This is a genomic window from Saccharothrix luteola (assembly GCF_020859565.1).
Classification (GTDB): Bacteria; Actinomycetota; Actinomycetes; order Mycobacteriales; family Pseudonocardiaceae; genus Actinosynnema; species Actinosynnema luteola.
In genome coordinates this window covers 248,074-270,209 of record NZ_JAJHUO010000012.1, presented here as the reverse complement: position 1 = coordinate 270,209, position 22,136 = coordinate 248,074, and the positions used below count along the sequence as shown (strand labels likewise).

The 22,136-nt window shown below is 71.9% G+C and carries 20 protein-coding genes; 8 read left to right on the top strand and 12 right to left on the bottom strand.

Annotation, left to right across the window (positions count from 1 at the left end; translation table 11 throughout):
• The coding region (locus tag LNK82_RS18970; protein WP_230568336.1) for an endo-1,4-beta-xylanase at window positions 1–918 on the top strand (918 nt) is incomplete at its 5' end.
• 91 nt (window positions 919–1,009) lie between these two features.
• Window positions 1,010–2,287 carry a cellulose-binding domain-containing protein gene (locus LNK82_RS18965; RefSeq protein ID WP_230568335.1) on the top strand — a complete coding sequence of 426 codons (1,278 nt, stop codon included), beginning with the start codon at window positions 1,010–1,012 and terminating at the stop codon, window positions 2,285–2,287.
• A gap of 48 nt (window positions 2,288–2,335) precedes the next feature.
• Here the strand turns inward: LNK82_RS18965 and LNK82_RS18960 are convergent, their stop codons facing one another.
• Entirely contained in the window at window positions 2,336–3,133 is a 798-nt protein-coding gene (locus LNK82_RS18960) for an MBL fold metallo-hydrolase (protein WP_230568334.1), read from the bottom strand.
• A 293-nt stretch (window positions 3,134–3,426) separates the two neighbouring features.
• Here LNK82_RS18960 and LNK82_RS18955 point away from each other — a divergent pair, with 293 nt between their 5' ends.
• The gene (locus tag LNK82_RS18955) at window positions 3,427–3,621 is read left to right on the top strand and encodes a hypothetical protein (protein WP_230568333.1); all 195 of its coding nucleotides are present in this window, start codon (window positions 3,427–3,429) and stop codon (window positions 3,619–3,621) included.
• Window positions 3,622–3,677: 56 nt separating this feature from the next.
• Window positions 3,678–5,609, top strand: a complete 1,932-nt coding sequence (locus LNK82_RS18950; RefSeq protein ID WP_230568332.1) for a family 43 glycosylhydrolase — start codon at window positions 3,678–3,680, stop codon at window positions 5,607–5,609.
• Between the two features lie 79 nt (window positions 5,610–5,688).
• On the opposite strand, the gene LNK82_RS18945 is transcribed toward LNK82_RS18950, so the two are convergent.
• From LNK82_RS18945 to LNK82_RS18910, 8 genes are all read right to left on the bottom strand, one after another.
• Entirely contained in the window at window positions 5,689–9,234 is a 3,546-nt protein-coding gene (locus LNK82_RS18945) for an NB-ARC domain-containing protein (RefSeq protein ID WP_230568331.1), read from the bottom strand.
• 100 nt (window positions 9,235–9,334) lie between these two features.
• A complete protein-coding gene (locus tag LNK82_RS18940) occupies window positions 9,335–10,384 on the bottom strand; it encodes a LacI family DNA-binding transcriptional regulator (protein WP_230568330.1) in 1,050 nt (349 codons plus the stop codon).
• A gap of 201 nt (window positions 10,385–10,585) precedes the next feature.
• Window positions 10,586–11,623, bottom strand: coding sequence for a LacI family DNA-binding transcriptional regulator (locus LNK82_RS18935; RefSeq protein ID WP_230568329.1), 1,038 nt, complete (start codon window positions 11,621–11,623; stop codon window positions 10,586–10,588).
• Window positions 11,624–11,747: 124 nt separating this feature from the next.
• A complete protein-coding gene (locus tag LNK82_RS18930; protein ID WP_230568328.1) occupies window positions 11,748–12,233 on the bottom strand; it encodes an MFS transporter in 486 nt (161 codons plus the stop codon).
• Window positions 12,230–12,787 carry an MFS transporter gene (locus LNK82_RS18925; RefSeq protein ID WP_230568327.1) on the bottom strand — a complete coding sequence of 186 codons (558 nt, stop codon included), beginning with the start codon at window positions 12,785–12,787 and terminating at the stop codon, window positions 12,230–12,232. The genes LNK82_RS18930 and LNK82_RS18925 overlap by 4 nt, the downstream gene beginning before the upstream one ends.
• 129 nt (window positions 12,788–12,916) lie before the next feature.
• Window positions 12,917–13,681 carry a class I SAM-dependent methyltransferase gene (locus tag LNK82_RS18920; protein ID WP_230568326.1) on the bottom strand — a complete coding sequence of 255 codons (765 nt, stop codon included), beginning with the start codon at window positions 13,679–13,681 and terminating at the stop codon, window positions 12,917–12,919.
• A 76-nt stretch (window positions 13,682–13,757) separates the two neighbouring features.
• Window positions 13,758–13,982 (bottom strand): hypothetical protein, encoded by a 225-nt coding sequence (locus tag LNK82_RS18915; RefSeq protein ID WP_230568325.1) that lies wholly within the window; start codon window positions 13,980–13,982, stop codon window positions 13,758–13,760.
• 251 nt (window positions 13,983–14,233) lie between these two features.
• Window positions 14,234–15,322, bottom strand: coding sequence for a chymotrypsin family serine protease (locus LNK82_RS18910; RefSeq protein WP_230568324.1), 1,089 nt, complete (start codon window positions 15,320–15,322; stop codon window positions 14,234–14,236).
• Window positions 15,323–15,548: 226 nt separating this feature from the next.
• On the opposite strand from LNK82_RS18910, the gene LNK82_RS18905 reads away from it, so the two are divergent.
• Window positions 15,549–15,827 (top strand): hypothetical protein, encoded by a 279-nt coding sequence (locus LNK82_RS18905; protein ID WP_230568323.1) that lies wholly within the window; start codon window positions 15,549–15,551, stop codon window positions 15,825–15,827.
• Window positions 15,828–15,928: 101 nt separating this feature from the next.
• Here the strand turns inward: LNK82_RS18905 and LNK82_RS18900 are convergent, their stop codons facing one another.
• Window positions 15,929–16,390, bottom strand: a complete 462-nt coding sequence (locus tag LNK82_RS18900) for an SRPBCC family protein (protein WP_230568322.1) — start codon at window positions 16,388–16,390, stop codon at window positions 15,929–15,931.
• Window positions 16,391–16,607: 217 nt separating this feature from the next.
• Between LNK82_RS18900 and LNK82_RS18895 the strand changes: the two genes are divergently transcribed.
• On the top strand, window positions 16,608–17,774 hold the full coding sequence (locus LNK82_RS18895) for a serine hydrolase domain-containing protein (protein ID WP_230568321.1): 1,167 nt from the start codon (window positions 16,608–16,610) through the stop codon (window positions 17,772–17,774).
• Here the strand turns inward: LNK82_RS18895 and LNK82_RS18890 are convergent.
• The gene (locus LNK82_RS18890; RefSeq protein ID WP_230568320.1) at window positions 17,732–19,075 is read right to left on the bottom strand and encodes an alpha/beta hydrolase; all 1,344 of its coding nucleotides are present in this window, start codon (window positions 19,073–19,075) and stop codon (window positions 17,732–17,734) included. The genes LNK82_RS18895 and LNK82_RS18890 overlap by 43 nt on opposite strands.
• A gap of 347 nt (window positions 19,076–19,422) precedes the next feature.
• Here LNK82_RS18890 and LNK82_RS18885 point away from each other — a divergent pair, with 347 nt between their 5' ends.
• Window positions 19,423–20,796, top strand: a complete 1,374-nt coding sequence (locus LNK82_RS18885; protein ID WP_230568342.1) for a pectate lyase family protein — start codon at window positions 19,423–19,425, stop codon at window positions 20,794–20,796.
• Between the two features lie 91 nt (window positions 20,797–20,887).
• A complete protein-coding gene (locus LNK82_RS18880; protein ID WP_230568319.1) occupies window positions 20,888–21,640 on the top strand; it encodes a hypothetical protein in 753 nt (250 codons plus the stop codon).
• 32 nt (window positions 21,641–21,672) lie between these two features.
• Here LNK82_RS18880 and LNK82_RS47770 read toward each other — a convergent pair whose 3' ends face one another.
• On the bottom strand, window positions 21,673–22,131 hold the full coding sequence (locus tag LNK82_RS47770) for a peptidoglycan-binding domain-containing protein (protein ID WP_308257238.1): 459 nt from the start codon (window positions 22,129–22,131) through the stop codon (window positions 21,673–21,675).
• Window positions 22,132–22,136 lie beyond the last annotated feature (5 nt).

Sequence of the window (22,136 nt, the reverse complement as noted above, 5' to 3'; positions counted from 1 at the left end):
GCCACCTACTACCGGGGCAAGATCTACGCCTGGGACGTCGTCAACGAGGCCTACGCCGACGGCAGCAGCGGCGGCCGCCGCGACTCCAACCTCCAGCGCACCGGCAACGACTGGATCGAGGCCGCGTTCCGCGCCGCCCGCGCCGCCGACCCGAACGCCAAGCTCTGCTACAACGACTACAACACCGACAACTGGTCGCACGCCAAGACCCAGGGCGTCTACCGGATGGTGCAGGACTTCAAGTCCCGCGGCGTGCCCATCGACTGCGTCGGCTTCCAGGCGCACTTCAACAGCGGCAACCCCGTGCCGAGCAACTACCACACCACCCTGCAGAACTTCGCCAACCTCGGCGTCGACGTCCAGATCACCGAACTCGACATCGAGGGCTCCGGCTCGGCGCAGGCCCAGCAGTACCAAGGCGTCGTCCAGGCCTGCCTGTCCGTGACCCGCTGCACCGGCATCACCGTCTGGGGCATCCGCGACAGCGACTCCTGGCGCGCCTCCGGCACCCCGCTGCTGTTCGACGGCTCCGGCAACAAGAAGGCCGCCTACACCTCGGTCCTCAACGCCCTCAACGCCGCCGAACCGACGGGCCCGACCAGCACCTCGACCACCCCGACCGACCCGACCACGACCACGCCGCAGAACCCCGGCGGCTGCACCGCGACCTACTCCGAGGGCCAGAAGTGGAGCGACCGCTTCAACGGCCAGGTCACCGTCTCGGGCACCAACAACTGGGTCGTCACGGTCACCGTGACCTCGCCCCAGCGGATCATCGCCACCTGGAACACCAGTGCCACCTGGGAAACGGCCAACGTCATGACCGCGCGCCCCAACGGCAACGGCAACACGTTCGGCTTCACCATCCAGCACGGTGGCAACTGGAACTGGCCCAGCCTCACCTGCCGGGTCGGCTGAACCCGCGCGGGAGGGCCCGATCACCACGGGCCCTCCCGCACCTCGCTCGCACGACGCCACGCCGCCGCCCCGCAGTGGAAGGAGCAATGCCATGCGCAACAACGATTCCCGTGCGCCGCGGTCAGCCGCGTTGGTGGCCGCCGCGGCGCTCGTCGCGACGACCGGCGGCTTGATCGGAGCGCAGTCCGCGTCGGCCGCCGCCGGTTGCCGGGTCGACTACTCGGTCGGCTCGCAGTGGCCGGGTGGTTTCACCGCCGGCGTGGTCGTGACGAACCTCGGCGACCCGGTGAACGGATGGCGGCTGTCGTGGACGTTCCCCGGTGACGAGCGGATCACGCAGTCGTGGAACGGCACGCACACCCAGTCCGGCGCGCAGGTCACCGCCGCCAACGCGGCGTGGAACGGCGGCATCGCCACCGGCGCGACGGTGTCGTTCGGCTTCAACGCCACGTCCGGCTCCCGTCCGACGTCGCCGGCGACGTTCACCCTCAACGGCACCGCGTGCACGGGCTCGACCACGACCACCACAACGACCACCACAACGACCACCACCACAACAACGACCACTACAACGACGACGCCTCAGCCGAGCCGACCCATGATCGACAACAACTTCTCCGTCACCAGGGAAGGCGCCTACGGCGACAACCGCTTCACGGTGTTCCGCCCGTCGAACCCCGAGGCGGTCGGCCGCCCGCTCCCCGTGCTGGCCTTCGGGAACGGCGCGTGCGCGCACACGAACAACAGCGAGGTCACGCGCATCCTGACGTTCCTCGCGTCCAAGGGCTTCGTCGTGGTGGACACCGGCTCGGTCGACGGTTCGCCCAACGGCGTGCCCAGCGGGTCCCCCATCCCCTCCCTGCTGACGGACGCCATCACGTGGGCCGAGCGGGAGCAGGGCCGGTCCGGAGCGCCGCTGCGCCAACGCCTCGACCTGACCAGGGTGGCCACGGCCGGCCACTCGTGCGGCGGCCTGGAAGCCATGGTCGCCGCCCAGGACCGCCGCGTGTCCGGTGTCGTCTCGTTGAACAGCGGGTTCTTCGCCGACGGCGCCTTCGGCTACCCGCGCTCCGAAGTCGGCAAGCTGCACACGCCCGCCCTGTTCATGGACGGCGGCTCCGCGGACATCGCCTACGCCAACAACCAGGCCACCTACGACCTGGCCACCGTCCCCGCCGTGCTGGCCCGCCACCCGCAGGCCGGGCACACCGGGTTCATCACCGGCAGCCAGCTGGCCGACGGCATGACGACGGTGGTGCAGTTCCTCGACATGGTGCTCAACGGCAACGCGACCGCACGCGCCTACATCCTCAGCCCGTCCGGGCTCGCCGCGAAGGCTCCCTGGGTGGTGGCCACGAAGAACTTCTGATGACCCGTCGCTCACCGATCCGCCCTGGACTCGGTGCGTCGGTCGCGGTCAACGCTGGAGCGCGGTGCGGGTGAACTGCTCCGGGTAGGGCGAGAGCTCCACGGCCCGGGCCGCGGTGAGTGTCCCGGCGGCCACCGCCCGGCACAGCTCGGCCACCTGGGACAGCTCGGCCCGCTGGGTCCGGACGAAGTCGCGGTCCACCGGGTCGCCGTGGCCGGGGACCACGATCGGCGCGTCGAGTGCCAGGATGCCGTCCAGCGCGGTCGGCCGGCCCTGCGGATGCGCGTCGCCGAACTGCGGCGGAGCGCCGTGCTCCACCAGATCCCCCGCGCAGACCACGCCCGCATCGGGGACGTGCGCCACCAGGTCGTGGTCGGAGTGCGCCGGTCCGAAGTGGACCAGCTCGACCCGGCGTCCACCGAGGTCGAGTTCGGCGCGTGCGTCGACCAGCCGGTCGGGCAGCACCGGGTTCACGAGGGCGATGCGATCCGCGACCTCGTCCTCGCCCCGTTCCCGGTAGTGCCGCGCCCACTTGTCACGCTGCTGCACCCCCGTGGCGGCCAAGTCGGCGTGGCACCGCCGGTGCGCCCACACCTCGCAAGGGCTGAAGACCTCGGTGCCGAAGCTGTGGTCGAAGTGGGAGTGCGTCAGCACCACGTGCCACGGCAACGGCGTCACGTCGCGGACCGCCTGCGCCAGTTCCGCGCCCTGGCCACCGTCACCCCCGGTGTCGATCACCAGGCACCGCTCGTCACCCACCACGAGCCCCACCGACAGGTCGAGCTCTTCGTACCGCCGCACCAGCACACCGTCGGCCACTTCGATCCAATACGCCACGGACCGCATCCAACCATCCCGCCGGGTCGAACCGCGCACCGATTTACAACGTTGGAAAATGCCGTCGCGGCTGCTACGTTCGGCAGTGGTCCGCTGTCGCACGAACGGCCGGGGTGAACGCGCCCCGGTCGCCGCACCCGCTCCGCCTGCCCGGAAGAGGTGGTCATGACCAGCGCCCGTGAGCCCGACGACCTGGTGACCCAGCCGTGGGTGGTCGGCGTCGCGCGGGCCGTGCCGGGAACGGACTACCAGGTCGTGGAGACCGGCTTCGACGTGCCGCTGCCCGGCGCGGTCACCCAGCCGTGGCGAAGATCCCTCGGCGGGGCGGCATCTCCACGCGTTCCGCCTTGTCGGTCCATCGCGGCACGCCCAACCGGTCGGCCGCCGCACGACGCGAGGAGGTCCGCGCGCACCTCGCGTGCCGGGTCGTCGACCGGCTCGGACCACTGGTGCAGCAGCACACCATCGAGGGCCTCGTGATGGGTGCGGCCGAGTAGCCACCGGCCCCTGTGCCCCCGAGCGGCCTCCACCCCTGCGACCCGGAGTTGCCACGATGACCGCACTTCCGATCAAGCTCGCCACGACCGCCCTGACCGCGCTGCTCGTCGCCGGCACCCTCACCACGGCCGCGCCACGAGCGACCGCCGCCCCCGCGCCGGACCACCCCACCGCCGTGGCCGGCAACCCGTTCGCCGACGGCTGGTACGCCGATCCGGACACCATCGTCCACGGCGACACTTACTGGGTGTACCCCACGACGTCGAAGGCCTACGCGGAGCAGACCTACCTGGACGCGTTCTCCTCCACCGACCTCGTGCACTGGACGAAGCACCGCGACGTGCTGACCACGGCCGCCGTCTCCTGGGCCCGGTACGCGCTGTGGGCGCCGGCGCCGATCGCCCGCAACGGCCGGTACTACCTGTACTTCGCCGCCAACGACATCCAGGCCGACTCGGCGCTGGGCGGCATCGGGGTGGCCGTCGCCGACCACCCGGCGGGTCCCTACCGCGACGCGATCGGCCGGCCGCTGATCGGGCGGTTCCACCACGGGGCGCAGCCCATCGACCAGGACGTCTTCATCGACGACGACGGTCAGGCGTACCTGTACTACGGGGGTTGGGGCCACGCCAACGTCGTCAAGCTCAACCCCGACATGGTCAGCCTGGGCACGTTCGCCGACGGCAGCACGTACCGGGAGATCACGCCGTCGGGCTACGTCGAGGGCCCGCAGATGTTCAAGCGCGCCGGGAAGTACTACCTGATGTGGTCGGAAGGCGGGTGGACCGGTCCGGACTACTCGGTGTCCTACGCGATGGCCGACTCCCCCACCGGCCCGTTCACCAAGCTGGACAAGGTGCTCGCGCAGGACCCCGCCGTCGCGCGCGGCTCGGGCCACAACGCGGTGCTGAACGTGCCCGGCACCGACATCTGGTACATCGTCTACCACCGCCGACCGCTGAGCGAGACCGACGGCAACCACCGCCAACTCGCCTACGACCGCATGCACTTCAACGCCGACGGCACGATCCGGCGCGTGACGATGAAGGTCCAGGACAACTTCGCCGACGACAACTCCTACGGGTGGAAGACCTACGGCGGCTCGTGGACCGTCCCTGGTGGACGGTTGCAGGCGGCCGGCTCCGCCGGTGGCAAGGCGTTGCTGGACACGAACTTCGGCGACTTCACCCAGGACACCGACGTGACGATCACGTCCGGCGGCGGTGACGCCGGCCTGGTGTTCCGGGCGAGCAGGCCGGCGGTCGGCGTCGACAGCTACGCCGGCTACTACGCGGGCATCTCGCCCGCCGGGCGGGTCGTGCTGGGTCGGGCCGACCACTCGTGGACCCCGCTGGGCGCCGCGCCGCTGTCGGTCGGCGTCGGCGCCACCCACCGCCTGCGGGTCACCGCCGTCGGCACGTCGATCAAGGTGTACGTCGACGACATGGCCACGCCGAGGATCAGCGTCACCGACGCGACGTTCGCCTCCGGCGGCAACGGCGTGCGCGTGTTCAACGCGGCGGCGGCCTTCGACAACGTCGTGGTCGGTCCGGCCGTCGGCGGGGAGGTCAACCTCGCGCGAGGTCGCCCGGCCACCGGCTCGACGCCGTGCGCGCCGGACGAGGGGCCGGAGAAGGCGGTCAACGGCACCGTGACGGGCGGGAACAGCGACAAGTTCTGCTCGTCGGTGCCCGGCGCGTGGCTGGGCGTGGACCTCGGCGCCACCCGGTCGCTCTCCCGGTTCGAGGTCGCGCACGCCCAGGCGGGCGGTGAGGACGCGGGTCTGAACACCAAGGCGTTCGGCGTCTCGGTGTCCGATGACGGCACGACCTGGCGGAAGGCGGTCGACGTGACGAACAACGGTGGGGCGACCACGGTCCACCCCGTCAGCGGTGTGTCGGGTCGGTACGTCCGGCTCGACGTCGGCGTTCCCACCGGCAACGGCGAGATCGCCACCCGCATCTACGAGCTGCGCGTCTTCGGCTGACCCGTGGTCTGCCGCCCGCGTGGCCACCGCCTCGGCGAGGCCCTGGCACCACGGGATCGAGCCGCACGGCGCAACCGCCTCAACGCGAACCGGGCAGGTAGTCGAACCAGTAGAGTCCGTGCCTGCCGACCGCGACCAAGCGGTCGTCGGAGAGCCAGGCGCAGTCGGTCAGCTCGCCGTCGAGGCGAAGGCGCGTCAGGCAGGTCCCGTCCTCGCCGTCGTGCACCCGCAGCACCCGGTCCTCGCCGACGACCGCCAGCAACGAACCGTCCGGCGACCACATGCCGTCCGTCGACGGTCCCAGGTCGTCCCTCGCCACGAACACCTTCTCCGCGGTCCAGGTCGCGGTGCTCCAGTAGTGGATCACGTCGTCGACCAGGACGGCGAGCCGACGCCCGCCCGGCACCGCGGCCACGCCTTCCACGTCGTCGTCGAACCGCAGCACGGCGATGCCCTCGCCGGTCGTCGGGGCCACCACGTGCACGGTGCGGCCGACGGCCACCGCCAACCACCGGTCGTCCGGCGCCAGGGTCGACCTCATCCGGTCGGCGATGCCGCCGTTCCGCTTCTTCAGCCGGCCGAGCACCGGACGCGTCACCGCTTCGCCGACCCGGCGGACGTGCCGCACGAACGCGGGCGGCACCGGCTCCGGTCGCGGGACCGGCTCGACGCGCACCTGGTCGGGCTCCACCTTGAGGATCACCGGCTGCGACAACCGGCCCGCCGTCCACACCAGGACCCGGTCCTCGGACTGGGCGGAGACCACCTGCCGGCCCGCGCTCGGCCGCGTCAGGTCGGACTCGCGCGGATCGCGCAGGGTGCGTGACGCCCGCCAGTTGTCGGGCCCGCACAGGATCATCCCGTTGTACGTGCCGACCGCGAGGTGGCCGTTGCCGAGCGCGACCAGGTCGCCTTCGTGCAACCAACCGCGGCGGGTTCCCAGATGGGCCAGGTCGGCGGTCTCCTGCTTGGTCACGGGGTCGACCACCACGACCCTGCCCTTCTCCCGCTCCACCGCCAGCCAACTGCCGTCCACCGCCGCCACGCACGCGGTGGCGGCCGTGGCGGAGCGCGTCGTCCCGACATCCCCGTCGTAGGCGTCGGCGAGGTGCCACAGCCGCAGGACACCGTCGTCGCCCGCCGAGGCCAGCCGCGTCCCGTCGGGCGAGAGGGCGAGCGCGGTGATCTTGGACTGGGGTGCGGTGATGTGGCGCTCGACCCGCCACGAGGCGACGCTCCACAGCAGGAGCAAGCCGCCGGCGCCGCCGGTCGCCAGCAGGGAGCCGTCCTTCGAGAAGGTGGCGACGGCGGGTATCGCGTGGTGGTGGAGCGTCCTCGGTGGCTCCTCGGGTTCGGCGAGGTCGTGCACCAGGAGTCCGTCGGAGTTCGGGGCCACCGCCCACCTCCCGTCGGGGCTCAGGCTCCTCCTCTCCCGCGACGGCTGCCCGCGGAACACCGTGGCGTCGCCGGTCGCGAGGTCCCAGACCTGCCAACCGTCGGGGTGCTCGGCCATGAGTCGGCCGTCACCGAACACCGTGGCCGTGTCCAACGCGACCGGAGCCTTGAACGAGCGGACCTCCTCGCCCGTGCCGGTGTCCCACACCCGGATCGTGCGGTCGTCGGACACGCTGACGAGCGTGCGCCCGTCGGCGCTGAAGGACACGTCGTTGATCCACTCGCGATGACCTCGGAGCGCCGCGTAACGCCAGTCCGCCGTGTTCCACAGCCGGATGCCCGAAATCGTGTCCGGCATCGCCAGGTAGCGCCCGTCCGGCGACATCGTGACGTCGAAGCCGATGTCCAGGTCGTTCTCGATCACCCGGACGAGCCGGCCGCTGTCGGCGTTCCACACCCGGATGTCGGCCCACCCCACCGAGATGATCTGATCACCACCCGCGGTGAACGCGCAGTGGTGCACCCTGTTGTCATGGCCTTCCAGCACGCGGTCGAGCGCCGGGTGGGGGAGGTCCGGCAGCACGCCGTCGGGGACGAGCCGCGGGACGTCCTTCACCTCCAGCAGGGCGGCTTCCCGCAGCGCGGACAGCGCCGGCGAAGGCGGCAGTCGGTGCGCCAGTGCGCCGACCACGGCGTGATCCGGCGTGGTGGGCACCAGCAGGTGCGCCGTGCGGTCCAGGAAACGGCCCAGCTCGCGGGACATCTCGGTGTCCGCCGCGGCCAGGTCGTCGGCCACGGCCACCGGGCCGAGCCCGCGCAGCTTGCCGATCACCCACAGCGGCGTGGTCACGAGCTCGGCCAGCTCCGCGTGCCTGCCCGCGCCGCCGAGGTGGTAGGTGAGCGACCGCCAGAGGTACTCCGCCGTGGCGGGCAGCGTCCACCAGGCCGCCGGGCGGTGGGCCGGTTCCGGCAGGGTGGAGGCGACCACGTCGAGGAAACCGTCGTGCAGGGCGCGCAGACGCACGTCGCCGCACTCGTGCCGCAGGTACGCGCGGATGACGTCGTGCAGCTTGAGGGTGGAGTCCTTGCCGCGCCGCTCGACCAGCGACAACTCGACGAGGTCCTGGCACAACCGGTCCGACTCGTCCCGCGACAGCACGGCGGTGCTGCGCCACAGCAGCGCCACGTGCTCCAGCGGGATGTCCGTGTCCTCGGGGAAGATCGCCAGCTCGACGACCCGCTCACGCCGGTCGCCGAGCACTCCGAGCGACGACTCGATGGTGGCCGCGACGGTCCGGTTGCGCAGCGCCTCGGTGGTCATGTCCAGGCCGACCGGTCCCCGGTCGCGCAGCCTGCGCAGCAGCACCTCCGCGGCGCCCACGACGTCGCCGCCGTCGCGGGCCGACCGCCGCAGCGCGGCGTTCACCAGGCCCAGTGCCAACGGCCACCGGCCGGTGAGGTCCACCAACTGGTCGACCAGCGGACGGGGCAGGTCGGCGACACCGGAGGTCGCCAGCACCCGGGCCTGGGCGCCGCTCATCTGGTCGACCACGACCGCCTTGCCGTCGGCCGGCAGCAGGTCGGGGATGCGCGTGGTGATCAGCAGCGTGCAGCCGCGCCCCGCGTTGAGGAACGGGCGCAACTGCTCGGCGGTCCACACGTCGTCCACCACCAGCAGGCAGCCACCGGCCTCCTTGAGCAGCTCGCCCAGCCTCATCCCGGCCTGCTCCGGGCTGGTCAGGCCGGGCCGCTGCCCGTCGATGCGCTCGCTGACGTCGTTGATGGCGTCCGCGAGCGCCGCACCGCGCACCTCCTGCCCCACGGTCACCCAGTCGATCCTGGTGAACCCGGCCCGGACGTCGTCGCGGGCGCACACCTCGGCGGCGAGCGTCGTCTTGCCGAAACCGCCCGCGCCCGCCAGCCCGGTGGTGAGGCCGACCTTGCGGGCCGAGCCGGACAGCAGCAACCGCACGACCTCACCGGTCAGCTCCGGTCGCGGGACGAACGACCCGCCGCCCGGCAGCACGGGTGCGGCCGGCGATCGCCGCACCGCCCGCTTCGGCGCCGCCCGCCACGCCTCAAGCCCCACCCACACGGCGGACAACACGGCGAGCACGCTGAAGACGACCCAGCTCCAGCTGGAGGTCAACAGGTTCACGGAGATCGCCACGGCAATGTTCACGCAGGTGACCGCGGCCGCCGCCGTCACCTGCTTCCGCTTCGACGTCAAGCTCGCTCCATCACACCGGGTTCGCGGACAGCACGCACCTGAGTAGCACGCGGCCGGGCGGAAGTCATGGACTTCGGCCGATCTCACCGAACCCCGCCGATCACCCGTCCGCCGGGCGCGGTGGCGCGATGGACGAGCGGTCGCGCCGGGGCATCGGCACGCGGTGGACGCCGGGCAGTGGCGAGTGGCGTTCGGTGAGGAGGACTTCGACGGCCTTCGCGCCCAGCTCGTAGCGCGGGACGGCGACCGTGGTCAGCCCGGGGCGCAGCCAGCCGGCGAGGGGGTGGTCGTCGAAGGAGACGACGGAGACGTCGACCGGCACGACGAGACCGGCGTCGGCCAGGGCTTGGTAGGCGCCGAACGCCAGCCGGTCGTCGAAGCAGATCAGGGCGCGGGGCCGTGCGCGCTCCAGCAGGTCCCTGGTGGCGGCGAAGCCGTGCTCCGGCAGCCACCACCGGCACTCGCGCGCGCCGGCGATCTCCACGCCGGCCGCGTCGAGCACCTCGCGGATGCCGGTGAGGCGCTCGGCCGCGGTGACCGAGCCGGGTGGCACGCCGTCCGGGTCGACGCCCGCGCCGACGAGGTGGATGCCGTCGCGGTGCCCGGCGTCCAGCAGCGCGCGTGCCGCGGCCCGGCCCGCTTCGACCTCGTCGGGCACGACGACGGACAACGGGGACGGCCGGTCGGGCACGACGTTGAGCAGCACGGCGCGACCGGTCTCGATCCGGTCGGGCACGCGGACCTGCCTGGCCTGCGTCGCCGCGTACACGATCCCGTCGACCTCGCGGTCGAGCATCGCCCCGATCAGGCCCTGCTCCGCCGTCCGGTCGCCGTCCGTCTCGGCGACGATCAGCAGCGCGCCGTGCTCACGTGCCGCGTCGACGGCGCCCCGGATCATGTCCCCGGCCAGACCGGACGTGGCCACGGCATCGGAGATGAACCCGATCGTGCGGGTCCCGTCGGTGCGGGATCCGGTGGACGACCTCTTGCGGCGGTAGCCCACGGCGTTCACGGCCTGCCGCACGCGCAGCTCGGCCTCCGCGGAGATCCGCAGGTCACGACCTCGACCGGACAGCACCAGCGAGACCGTCGTGATCGAGACGCCGGCCGCCTTGGCCACGTCGGCAAGCGTGACCCGTTGTCGGTTCACCGGGCTCTCCCGCACACGAGGCCCCGAAGGACCTGTTCCGACACCGCTCCGCCGCCGGCTCGGCGCTCCTCGCATCGAGTGAATGTTTCGGCTTTACGACCTGAACTTTCGGGCAATGTAACGCCACGCTCGTCGCCGCGTCAACGCGGTGCGAGGTCGGAATGTGAACGCGCACATCCCCTGGGCCAGGGGCGGCCGGGATCAGCGACGAGGGGCCGCGGTGCTGGCGCGGACGATGAGCTCGGTGGAGAGGACCAGGCGGTGCTGCGCCAGGGGCCGGCCGTGCGCCAGGTCGAGCAGCATGCCGGTGGCGGTGGCGGCCATGTCGCCCAAGGGTTGCCGGATGGTGGTCAGCGCGGGGATCATCCACTGGGCGGGCGGCAGGTCGTCGAAGCCCACCACGCTCAGGTCGTCGGGGATGCGCAAGCCCGCCTCGTAAACGGCCTGGTAGACCCCGTGCGCCTCGCCGTCGTTGCCGGTGACCACCGCGGTCGGCGGATCGGACAGGCGCAGCAGCTGCCGGGTGTGCTCGAGGCCGTCGACGATCTGGAAGTGGCCCTCGCGGACCAGCTCGGGGTCCACCGGCACGCCGGCGGAGTCCATGGCGGCGTGGTAGCCGTCGAGCCGCGCCCGACCGGACAGCATCCGGGTGGCGCCGGTGATCACCGCGATGCGCCGGTGCCCCAGCTCCAGCAGGTGCCGGGTCGCCGCCAGGCCGCCACTCCAGTTGTCCGCACCCACCGACGGCACGCCGTGCGCGGGTTCGCCGGTCGGATCGACCAGCACCACAGGGATGTCACGCCTGCTCAGCTGCTCGTGCTGCGCGGGCGTGGGGCCGGAGAAGACGGCGACGACACCGGTCGGCCGCCGGGCCAGCACGCTGTCGATCCAGGTCCGGTCGGCGACGTGCCTGCCCTCGAGCTGGCTCAGGGAGATGGTCAGCCCGTGCGCGGAGGCGACCCGGTCGACGCCCTTGACCACCTCGACGGGGTACGTGCCGGCCAACTCGTGGAACAGCACCTCGACCAGCGGCGCCTTGCTCACCTTCTTCTGCCGCCGGTAGCCCTGCTCGCGGAGCAGGCCCTCCACCAGGGCGCGGGTGTCCGCGGCGACCTCCACGTGCCCGTTGACCACCTTGGACACCGTGGCCGCCGACACACCCGCCAACTCGGCGATCCGCGCGATGGTGACGCCGGCGTTGCCCACGGCACCGGAGGCCGCGTCACGGGTGGGTGCCATGGCGGGAGTCTAACGGCCGGGCCACGTGTCACCGGGTGCCCAGGTGGTCGAAAGTTCAGGCCTCCGGACCGACTGGGCACGTCGCGCAACGGCCTGGGCACAGGTCCCCCGCGCGGCGAGTACCTCAGGAAGCCCGCTGCGGGCGGATCGAGCGCACCTCCGGCAACAGCAGGATCATCGTGCTGCTGAACACCTGCCAGCCAGCGGCGGCCGGCAGCAGGGAGGCGGTGCCCGCGATCTCGGACACCGGGCCGACCAGGGCGAGGCCGACCGGGCCGAGTGCGTACGCGCCGAGCAGCTCACAGGCGCTGACCCGCGACAGCACTGCCTGCGGCACCAGCCTCTGCTCCGTGGTGCGCCACAAGGCGTTGAACGCACTGGCGCTGAAGCCGACGGCGAACGCGGCGGCCACGACCAGTGGCAGCGGGGCCCGCAACGCGAGTGGCACCAGCAGGCCGACCCACGCCGGCTGGATGAACGCGATGACCAGGAGGGTGCGGCGGATGTGCACGCGCAGCAGGAGCACGCCCGCGAGGACGGCGCCCGCACCTTGCGCCGCGGCGATCGCACCCCATGCCGAGGCTCCGCCGAGGTCGCCGCGCGCGATCACGGACCCAGCACCAGGAACGGCGCGACCACGAACAGGTTCCACAGCGCCAACTGCAGCACGCCGCCCCACAGCCGGCGGCGGGAGCGGAACTCCGCCCAGCCTTCGCGCAGGTCGGTGAGCAGCCGCGTGCGCGCGACGCCGGTGCGCGGCGCCACCCGCACGCCGGCCAGGAACAACGCGCTCGCCAGGTAGCTCGCCCCGTCGACGACCAGCACGACCCCGGAGCCGCCCAGCGCCACCAGCACGCCCGCGACGGCCGGACCGGCCACGTCCGGAACCGCATTGGCCAGGCCCAGCACCGAGTTGGCGCGCTGGAGCTGGTTTTCCGTCACGAGGTCCGCGGGCATGGCGGCCGGCGCGGGCTGGTAGAACGCGGACGCCCCGCCGCGGACGGCCGCCGGCAGCGCCATCGACCACAGCTGGGTCGTGCCGGTGAAGACCAGCGCCGCGAACACGAACTGCGCGGTCGCCGACACGAGGTCGGCGCCCACCATGACCGCCCGGCGCGGCACCCGGTCCGCCAGCACGGCGAACGTCATGGCCGGCGGCGCCATCGAGGAGCCGATCAGCGACGTGGCGCAGCCCAGGAAGCCACCCGGCGGGCACGGATGTCACCGCTGTCCCGCCGGCGGGCGGTGTGTCCCTAATGGACGCACGGTACCGGTCGCGTGTCAGGCCTCGCTTCAGCGGACCGGCTTGCGGGCCTCGATCAGGAAACGGCGGGAGTGGGCGACGAACCGGCCGTCGGCCCGGATCAGCTCGTGCAGCGCTTCGAGGCGGTCGCGGTACTTCTCGACGGTGAAGTCCGGGACGAACCAGATGACCTTGCGCAGGAAGTAGACCATCGCGCCGACGTCGAAGAACTCCATCGTCGACTCGGCGGTCCGCAGGTCGACCACGTCCAGGCCGGCCGCCTCCGCCGCGGCCCTGGCCAGTTCCGGCTCGCGATCGCTCTGCCCGAGCGGTTGCGGGCCGAGGAAGAAGTCGTAGACCTCGTGGCCGCTGTCCGGGCCGACCTGCTGGGAGAAGTAGGTGCCGCCGGGCGCCAGGACGCGGGCGATCTCCGCCCAGTGGACCGTCACCGGGTGTCGGCTGGTGACCAGGTCGAACGTGCCGTCGGCGAACGGCAGCGGTGGCCGGTCCTCGTCGGCGACCACGACGACGCCCTTGTCCCGCAGGTTCTCCTGCGCCCGCGCGATGTTGGGCGGCCAGGACTCCGTCGCGACCATGGCCTTGGCCGCGCGCTGCGGTATCCCGGCCAGCACCTCGCCGCCACCGGTCTGGATGTCCAGGCTCATCGTCGCGCGACCGACCCGCTCACCCATCAGCTTCTGGTAACCCCAGGGCGGGCGCTCCTCGGTGGCCCGGCCGTCCAGCCAGGAGAAGTCCCAGCCGGTGACGTCGACCTCCGCGGCCTCCGCGATCAGCGCGTCGAAACCCTTGTCCACAACCGCCTCCCGGCCGGAAGGGTACCGCAGCACTGCTTTCGTCACAGCTGTCCCGGAGGCGACAGCGGGGTCTTGCCTACGGCGACTCGTCCACCAGGTCGGCGTGGTGGGCGATGACGGCGGCTTCGACGCGGTTGCGGACGCCGAGGTGCCTGAACCGCGCCGCCCGCTCCCAGCCCGACTCGACCAGCTGCACCTGCTGCCGCCGGTAGCGGCCGACCAGCCAGGGGAACACGCCGAACACGACCAGCCCGCCCGCGCGCACCAGCCGGCTGTACACGTCGGCCGACAGGGACAGCACCACCGCCCCGTCCGGCGGGCAGCCTGCGCCCGGCCAGGCAGCCCGTCACCGCCACGGCCGGCAGGTACCGCCAATCGACCACCGCCACCACGGTCGCGACCGCCGAAGCCACGAGCGGCAGCCGGCCGGCGGGCGGGACCACGAGCGCGGTGGCCACGACCCCGATCACCGACGTAAGCCGGTCGAGGTCGACCAGGAACGGGCGTCCACAGTCGACCCCGGCCGAGGTCGGGGTCGACCGCGGGAGGTGATCAGAGCGGGATGTAGACGCCGAAGTCGCGGCTCGCGGTGCGGAAGTCCTGGAAGCCGATCCGCGCGCCGGCCGCCCTCGTCACGGTGCCCTTGGCGATGACGCCACCCGACGACGAGGGGCCGTACACGGGTCCGCCGCTGTCACCGGCCCGTGCGGCGGGCCGGCCGTTCACCTGCTCGCCCTCCACCAGGTCCTCGCGGTCGGCGTAGAAGAACAGCACCTTGATGTCGCACACGGGCGCGCCGGTCACGCGGGCGCTGGTGACGCCGGACTGGCACAGGTACTCGCCGGTGTAGACGTCGCCCCAACCGCGGACGACCTCGGTGGAGTTGCTGTCGCCGCCGCCGACGTACTGCTGGTTCACCACGTTGCCGGTGGGGATCAGCATGATGTCGTGGTCGCCGTGCTTCGCCCCCGCCGTGCCGATGTACTCGCCGGTGGGGTCGGTGACGCGCACGTCAGGGTTGCCGCAGTGCCCCGCGGTGAGCAGGAACCGCGCGTTGTCGCCGTTGCGGACGGAGAACCCGGACGTGCACGCGGCGTTGCCCAGGACGATGGTCGCACCGCCCTTCCACGGCGGCGCGTCGTTCTGCCGGGACACCGGCGCGAGCGGCTCCTCGACCACGGTCCGCACCGGCACGTCGACGTCCACGGCGCGGGTCGCGAACTCCGACGTGGCGCCCAGGACGAGACCGCTGCCGTCGGCGGGGAGCTTGATCGCGTGCACGCCGGGTCCGCGCTGCGCCTGCACGACCTCGGCGGCCTCGCGCAGTTCGGCCTCGGAGTGCCGGGCGGCCTCGAAGGCCACCGGTGCCTCGCCCTGCGATGCGGTGTCGCGCACGGCGGCGGGCACGTCGCCCTTCCACCACAGCGCGACGTGGTCGTCTTCCAGGACCAGCCCGGCGAAGCCGGCGTGCCCGCCGCGCCGCACCTCCGCCTGGATCGCGTCGGCGGTGCGCACCAGCGGCTGCTGGGCGAGCATGCGGTCCCAGTCGGTGACCGGTCCGGCGGTGGCGGGGGTGGTGATCAGCGCGGCGGACGTGACGGCCGCGGCGGCCATGGCGGTGATCGTGCGTGCTGTCCTCACGAGCGGAACTCCTCTGCGTGACAGGGACGGACAGCGGCGGCGTCTGACCAGGTTATGGTCTGGACCAAACCGCTGTCACTGACACGACCGGACAAGAACGCACGGAGTCGAACAGGATCGGCCATTCGGACGCTGGAGGCCAGGTGGAGCGAGCTGTGCCGGGACGAGGCCCGGGCCGTCCTCGCGAGGTAGCCTCGGTGGTCGGCACAGTGAACGGAGTGGGACGATGAGCGGGGACCAGGAACCGGTGATCGACGCCGAGATCGTGGAATACGAAGCGCCCCCGGTAGTGGTGCCGCCCGCCGACTACACCGAGGACGGCGTGCCCACGTTCGAGCACGTCCGGGACCGGATCGAGAACCGGGTCGCCACCGGCATCGGGGCCGAGGAGCTCGCCGGGGCCACCCCGGAGGCCAAGGCGGTCGAGGACCAGTTCGAGGCGCGGCGACAGGCCGGTATCGACAAGCTCGAGGAAATCCGCCGGTCGATGCGCGGCGACGCCTAGTGGCATGCCGCAGAGGGTTGACCCGGTAACCCCTGCTACCGCGTTCAACCTGGTCACCGGACGCATCCACGACCGGATCCGGTACCAGGAGTTCACCGTCGTCAGGCGGCGAAGTGCGCCTTCACGGTCGCGATCTCCTGGGCGAAGAGGGCTTCCAGGTCGTCCAGGAAGCCGGCCGGCGCGCCGGGGACCACGCGGAACTCGCGCTCCCAGTCGATGAAGCTGCGGCCCGGTTCGTTCGTCACCGGCCGGACCCGGTAGGTGGCCACGTAGTCCACGATGAACAGCACCTGCGCGACCGAGCGGTAGGTGAGCGAGCGGTCGGTCTCCGAGCGGCCGACGACTTCCTCCCTGGCCAGGTCGTGGTTGGGCAGGAGGGTGAACTCGAACGTCGACGGGACCTTCTTCGCCGAGCCGCCGTGGGTCCAGTGGGCGTTCTCGATGCCCTCGCCGAACACGATGTCGAGCAGCACCATCATGTCCCGGACCTTCGCCCACACCTCGTCGGCGTCCGCGTCGAGGACGGCCGAGTGGTAGACGGAGTACTTCGGCGACAGGGCCATGGTGGGTCTCCTAGTGCGTGGCGGGCACTTCAGGGGGAAGCGCCGCACGGGCGGGCCGCGGGGTGCGTACCCAGTTGACCAAGTCGTCGAAGACCGACGTCGTGTTACCGGACGCCGAATATAGAGGACATATAGCGGGACAACCGGGTACCGGATCGGAATTCCCTAGGGTGCTGGGGGTTGGTTCACGACCCTGATGGATCCTGGGGGATCTCCCATGAATCGTGTTCTGCGCCGAGCGGCCACCCTCGCCGTCGGCACGGTCCTGCTCACCGGTCCGGTGGTCACGTCGGCCGCGGCCGCGCCGGCGCGGGTCGGGCTCCAAGCGGCGCTGGACGGTGCGGTCGCCGTCGGCGCGCCCGGTGCTCTCGCCGGTGTCCTCGACGAGGGCGGGCAGTGGTACGGCCACAGCGGAGTCGGCAACCTCGCCGACCGCGGCACGCCCAAGCCGCGCGGGCAGTTCAGGGCGGGCAGCATCACCAAGACCGTGGTCGCCACCGCCGTGCTGCAACTGGTCGGCGAGGGCAGGGTCGAGCTGGAGGACCGGATCCAGGACCGGCTGCCCGGGCTGCTGCCGTACGCCGAACCGATCACCGTGCGCCAGTTGCTCCAGCACACCAGCGGTATCCCCTTCACCGAGCGGTGGGCCGGCCTGCCGGAGATCGACACGACGCGGTGGCAGCACCAGCCACCGGACGAGACGATCCGCAAGGGGGCCGAGGGCAAGCCGCTGTCCTTCCCACCCGGCCAGGGCGTGGAGTACTCCAACACCAACTACGCGGTGCTGGGCAAGCTGGTCGAGAAGCTCACCGGTCGGTCGTTGCACGCCGAGTTGCAGCGGCGCGTGCTGGACCGGGCGGGGATGCGGGACAGCTACCTCCCCTACCGCCACCCCCACGTCGACCGGCCGGCCGCGCGCGGTTACGAGAGGCTGCACGGCCCCGACGCCGCGCCGACCGACGTCACCGACTACGAGATGTCCCGGTTCTGGGGCTCGGGCAACCTGGTGTCCACGGTCGACGACCTGAACCGGTTCTACCGCGCCCTGCTCGCGGGCGGGCTCGTGCCGGCGGCGCAGGCGGCCGAGATGCGCACGACCGTGCCGAGCGGGATCCCGGGGCTGGAGTTCGGGCTCGGCCTGATGCGGATCCCGCTGCCGCCGGGCTGCGCCGCGCCGGACATCTGGGGCTTCAACGGCTCCGTGCCCGGCTACCACACGTGGACGATGCACTCCCCCGACGCCCGGCGGCAGGTCTCCGTCGTCGTCACCGCGAACCTCACCTCGGTCGCGGCCCAGGACGCCGCGCTCCAGGCGGTGTTCGCCGAGTTCTGCGGAGCGGGTCAGCAGGTCACGTCGCGCGCGGGCGCGGTGGCGAGCAGGTAGGAGTCCGCGGCGGCCCGGGTGCACGCGTTGGCGTGGTAGACGCCGTGACCCGGGCCGTCGAACGTGACCAGGTGCGAGCCCTGCGCCTGCCGGTGCACGGTCCGCGCCCACCGGTAGGGCGTGGCCACGTCGTAGCGACTGGTCAGCAGGAGGAGCGGCGGCGCCTGGTCGACGTCGAGGCGGTGCGGCGGGTTGGTCGGGCGGTCGGTGAACCCGATGCAGGTGGCGGCTTCCTGGTGGCCGAGGAACGTGCCGCGCAAGGTGGGCGCCGCGCGCAGCTCGGCCTCCCGCAACGCCCGGTACTCGGCGAAGTCCGCGAACCGCAAGGCGAAGTCCTGGCACACCACGGCGTAGCGCAGGGAGTCGTAGTTCGGCTCGAACGACACCCGCACGCCGCCGACGTCGGCGATGAGGGACGCCAGGCTCTCCCACGCCCCGCCGCGGAGCTCGGAGAACGCGCCCTGGATCAGCCCGTCCCGGCCCCAGCCGATCTCGTCGGCCTTGTCCAACGCCCGCTCCCAGGCCGCGTGGACGTCCTGGCCGTGCAACGCGCACGTGGTGTTCTCCTCGCACCACGCGACGAACACGCCGAACGCCTCCTCCACGGCCCGCGCCCGGTCCAGCAGCAGCCGGGGCAGGTCGGCGCTGTGGTCGATCACGCCGTCCAGCACCATCGAGCGCACCCGCGGGCCGAACAGCTCCGCGTACTGCTGACCGAGCAGCGTGCCGTAGGAGATGCCGTAGAAGCTGATCCGCCGCTCGCCCAACGCCCTGCGCACCGCGTCCAGGTCCCGCGCCGAACGGGCCGTGTCCACGTGGTCGAACACGGGGTGGTCGGCACGGCAGTCGTCGCGCACCGCGCGGTTGTGCGCGGCCAGCGCGGCGAACGCGGCCTCGTCCGCCGGGTCGTCACCGGGGTTGCGCGCCATCAGGTCGGGCGAACACCGGATCGCGGAGCTGTTGTTCGTGCCGAGTTGGTCGAAGCCGACGACGTCGAACCTGGCCCGCACCTCGGCGCTCAGGTACGGGGCGCGCGCGAACTCCGCGCCGGACCCGCCGGGACCGCCCGCGTCCACGAACACCACGCCGATCCGGCGAGTCGGGTCGGTGGCGCGGACCCGGGAGACGGCCAGGTCGGTCCGCGGGCCGCGCGGGTCGGTCCAGTCCAGCGGGACGGACACCGTGCCGCAGTCGGCCGCGGGCTGGTCCGGGCACGGCTGCCAGGCGATCGTCGTCGCCTCGGCCTCGGGTGCGACCACCAGCAGGCTCGCGGCCAGCGCGGTGACGAGCAACGTCCGCATGGAGTCCCCCAACCGTGAACGCAGGCGTGCAGTCTCGCGACGCCGCCGCGCGGGGCGCAACCCCTGCATACCCCTCGACCGAATTCACATATCTGTGCGCTCGGCGCGCAAATGCACGCAACCGGTTCACGAGTATGACCGCCGGGGACCGCATTCGTTCACAAGCATGACCAGCCCGCATTTTCGCTGCGGTCCCGTTGACCTGCGGTTGCGAACCTCCTAGCATCCGACGGGAAAGTGGTTTCCCGTCCTACGGCGCAATGAAGCACCAGGGGGCATCGTGTCTTCCACTGCGTCGGAATCGGTTATTCCCTACGCCACGGAGACGTATTATGCGCGTGAAACCCATGATTGCCTGCGTCGGGCTGTTGGCCGGCGCTCTGGTCGCGGTGGCGTCGTCCACCGCGCAGGCCGCGCCCACGCGGTACGAGGCGGAGAACTCGCCCGCGGTGTGCTCCGGCTCGATCGACACCGACTGGAGCGGGTACAGCGGTAGCGGGTTCTGCAACGGCGCCAACTCCACCAGCGGCTACCTCCAGTTCACCGTCACCGCCGCGGCCGCGGGCACGGCGACGGTGGGCGTCCGGTTCGCCAACGGGACCACCACGGCCCGGCCCGCCAACCTGCTCGTGAACGGGTCGACGGTGCAGTCGCCGTCGTTCGAGGGCACGGGCGCCTGGTCGACGTGGGCGACCAAGACGTTCAGCGTGCGGGTCAACGCCGGCAGCAACACGATCCGGCTGAACCCGACCACCTCGGGCGGCCTGCCCAACGTCGACCACCTCGACGTCGAGACCGGCGGCGACCCGCAACCGCAGCCGCCCGGCGGGCTCGTCGGCTGGGCCGCGCAGGCCGGTGGCACGACCGGTGGCGCGGGCGGCTCCACGGTCACCGTGAGCACGTTCGCCGACTTCCGCACGCAGGCGCAGTCCGCGGGCGCCAAGACCATCCTGGTCAACGGCATGCTCAGCGGCACGGGCACCGTCGAGATCGGCGCGGACAAGACGATCCGGGGCGTCGGCGCCGGCTCGGGCATCTCCGGGACCACCCTCAACATCGAGGACATGAGCCCGGCCAACGTGATCATCCAGAACATGAACATCCGCGGGAAGGTCGGCGGCGACGCGATCCAGATCGAGAGCGCCACGCACATCTGGATCGACCACAACACCATGTCCAGCACCATCGAGGACAACCCCGACCACTACGACGGCATGCTGGACATCACCCACGCCGCGGACTACATCACCGTGTCGTGGAACGTCATCCGCAACCACTGGAAGACCTCGCTCGTCGGGCACTCCGACGGCAACGGCGGCGAGGACCGCGGCCACCTGCGGGTCACCTACCACCACAACTGGTTCGACCGCACCTTCGAACGCAGCCCGCGGGTGCGGTTCGGCGAGACGGTCCACGTGTTCAACAACTACTACACCAACGTCGACAACAACGCCGATTCCTACGCCATCGCCTCGCTCATGGACGCCGGCCTCCTCGTGGAGGGCAACGTCTTCGAGAACGTGCAGCAGGCGTGCTGGTCGGCGAGCGGTTACGCGGACTCCGACCCCGGACGCCTGGTGGCCCGGGACAATTCTTTGACCAACTCCGGCCCGTGCGAGGTCAACGGCACGGTGGCCGCCATCCCGTACACCTACACCGCCGACCCCGTCGGCACGGTGAAGTCCTCCGTCACGGCGGGCTCCGGCACGGGCAAGCTCTGATCCACGTCCTGGACGCGGCGGCGACCGGCACCGACCCGGTCGCCGCCGTTCCGGTGGCCGGCGCGAGGCCTTCGATGCCACCCTGGACCCCATGGGGGATGTGCGGAGATCGATCGCGGTGGTCGGACTGGTCACCTTGATCGCGGCCGGGTGCGGCGGTCGTTCGGAGGCGGACTACGAGCGGGTGGCGAAGGGGCCGCAGGCCTCGGCGGACCGGGTCGCGGCGGCGGAGTCGGGCCGTGCGCGGGTCGCGGCGTTGCGGGCGTTGGTGCCGTGGCACGGGTGGCCGGAGCACTCGCTGGACCAATCGTGCGGTGTGGCCGGTCATCGGCACATGTCGCAGGTGTTCGGGCCCGACGACGGTCATGTGAGCTGCTCGACCGTCCTCGTGTGGTACGCGGGTTTCGACGGGGACCTCGCCGAGGAGATCCGGCGGTTCGACGGTCTGGCCACCGGGGCGGGCTGGTCGGGCAGCGAGTCGGACGTCCACATGTCGATCGACTACTACGCGAGGTACCGGGGCAGGCCCGAGGGCCCGCGCACCTACGACGCGAGCAACCTGCCCGGTCTCGGGTACCTCGACCCGCGTGACGACGAACAGCGCGGTTCGACGTGCAGCGGGTCGAGCAACGACTGGACCCTGCGCCAGCGCTGGCTGGAAGCCGGACAGCCGCTGCCCGCCCACGAGCCGGACGGGGCGGACGCGCTGGTGCGCGACTCCCCGACCCTGCTGCACGACGAGCAGCCACTCGACCACGCGGCGGTGAAGACGGCTTTGCTGGCACAGCACCGTTACGTGGCCGTGACCGCGCTGTCGCTGCACTGCGCCTACTACTTCGACTGAGTCCTCCGCGCCAAGCTCTCGACAGGTCTCGATCAGTACTGGTAGCACGTGTCGGTAGCCGGCTTCGGGAACTTCATGCGGTCCCTGGTGTTCGGGCCGCAGATGCCGTCGGCGGCCGTGCCGATGTGCCTCTGGATGGCCTTCAACGCGGCTTCGGTGCGCGGCCCGAAGCTGCCGTCGTCGGCCAGGTCCCCCACCTTCTCGTCCGAGTAGGGCGACGCCAGGTCGAGGTCCGGGTAGCACCGGCGCATCATCGACTGGAATCGGGACACCACCGAGGTGTTCGCCGCGTACTCGCGACCGATGGTGCACGTGGTGCTGCCCTTGACCGTCGGCACCATGATCGTGCGACCCGACCTCACGACCTCGGACGTCGTGGTGCACAACGCCGCCAGTGCCGCGGATGCCGGAGCGGCGGACATGATCACCGCCGCCCCCAGCACCGCGGCGGCCAGCCCGGACGCCCCGTAACGCCTACCTCGTGCCCCCATGCGAT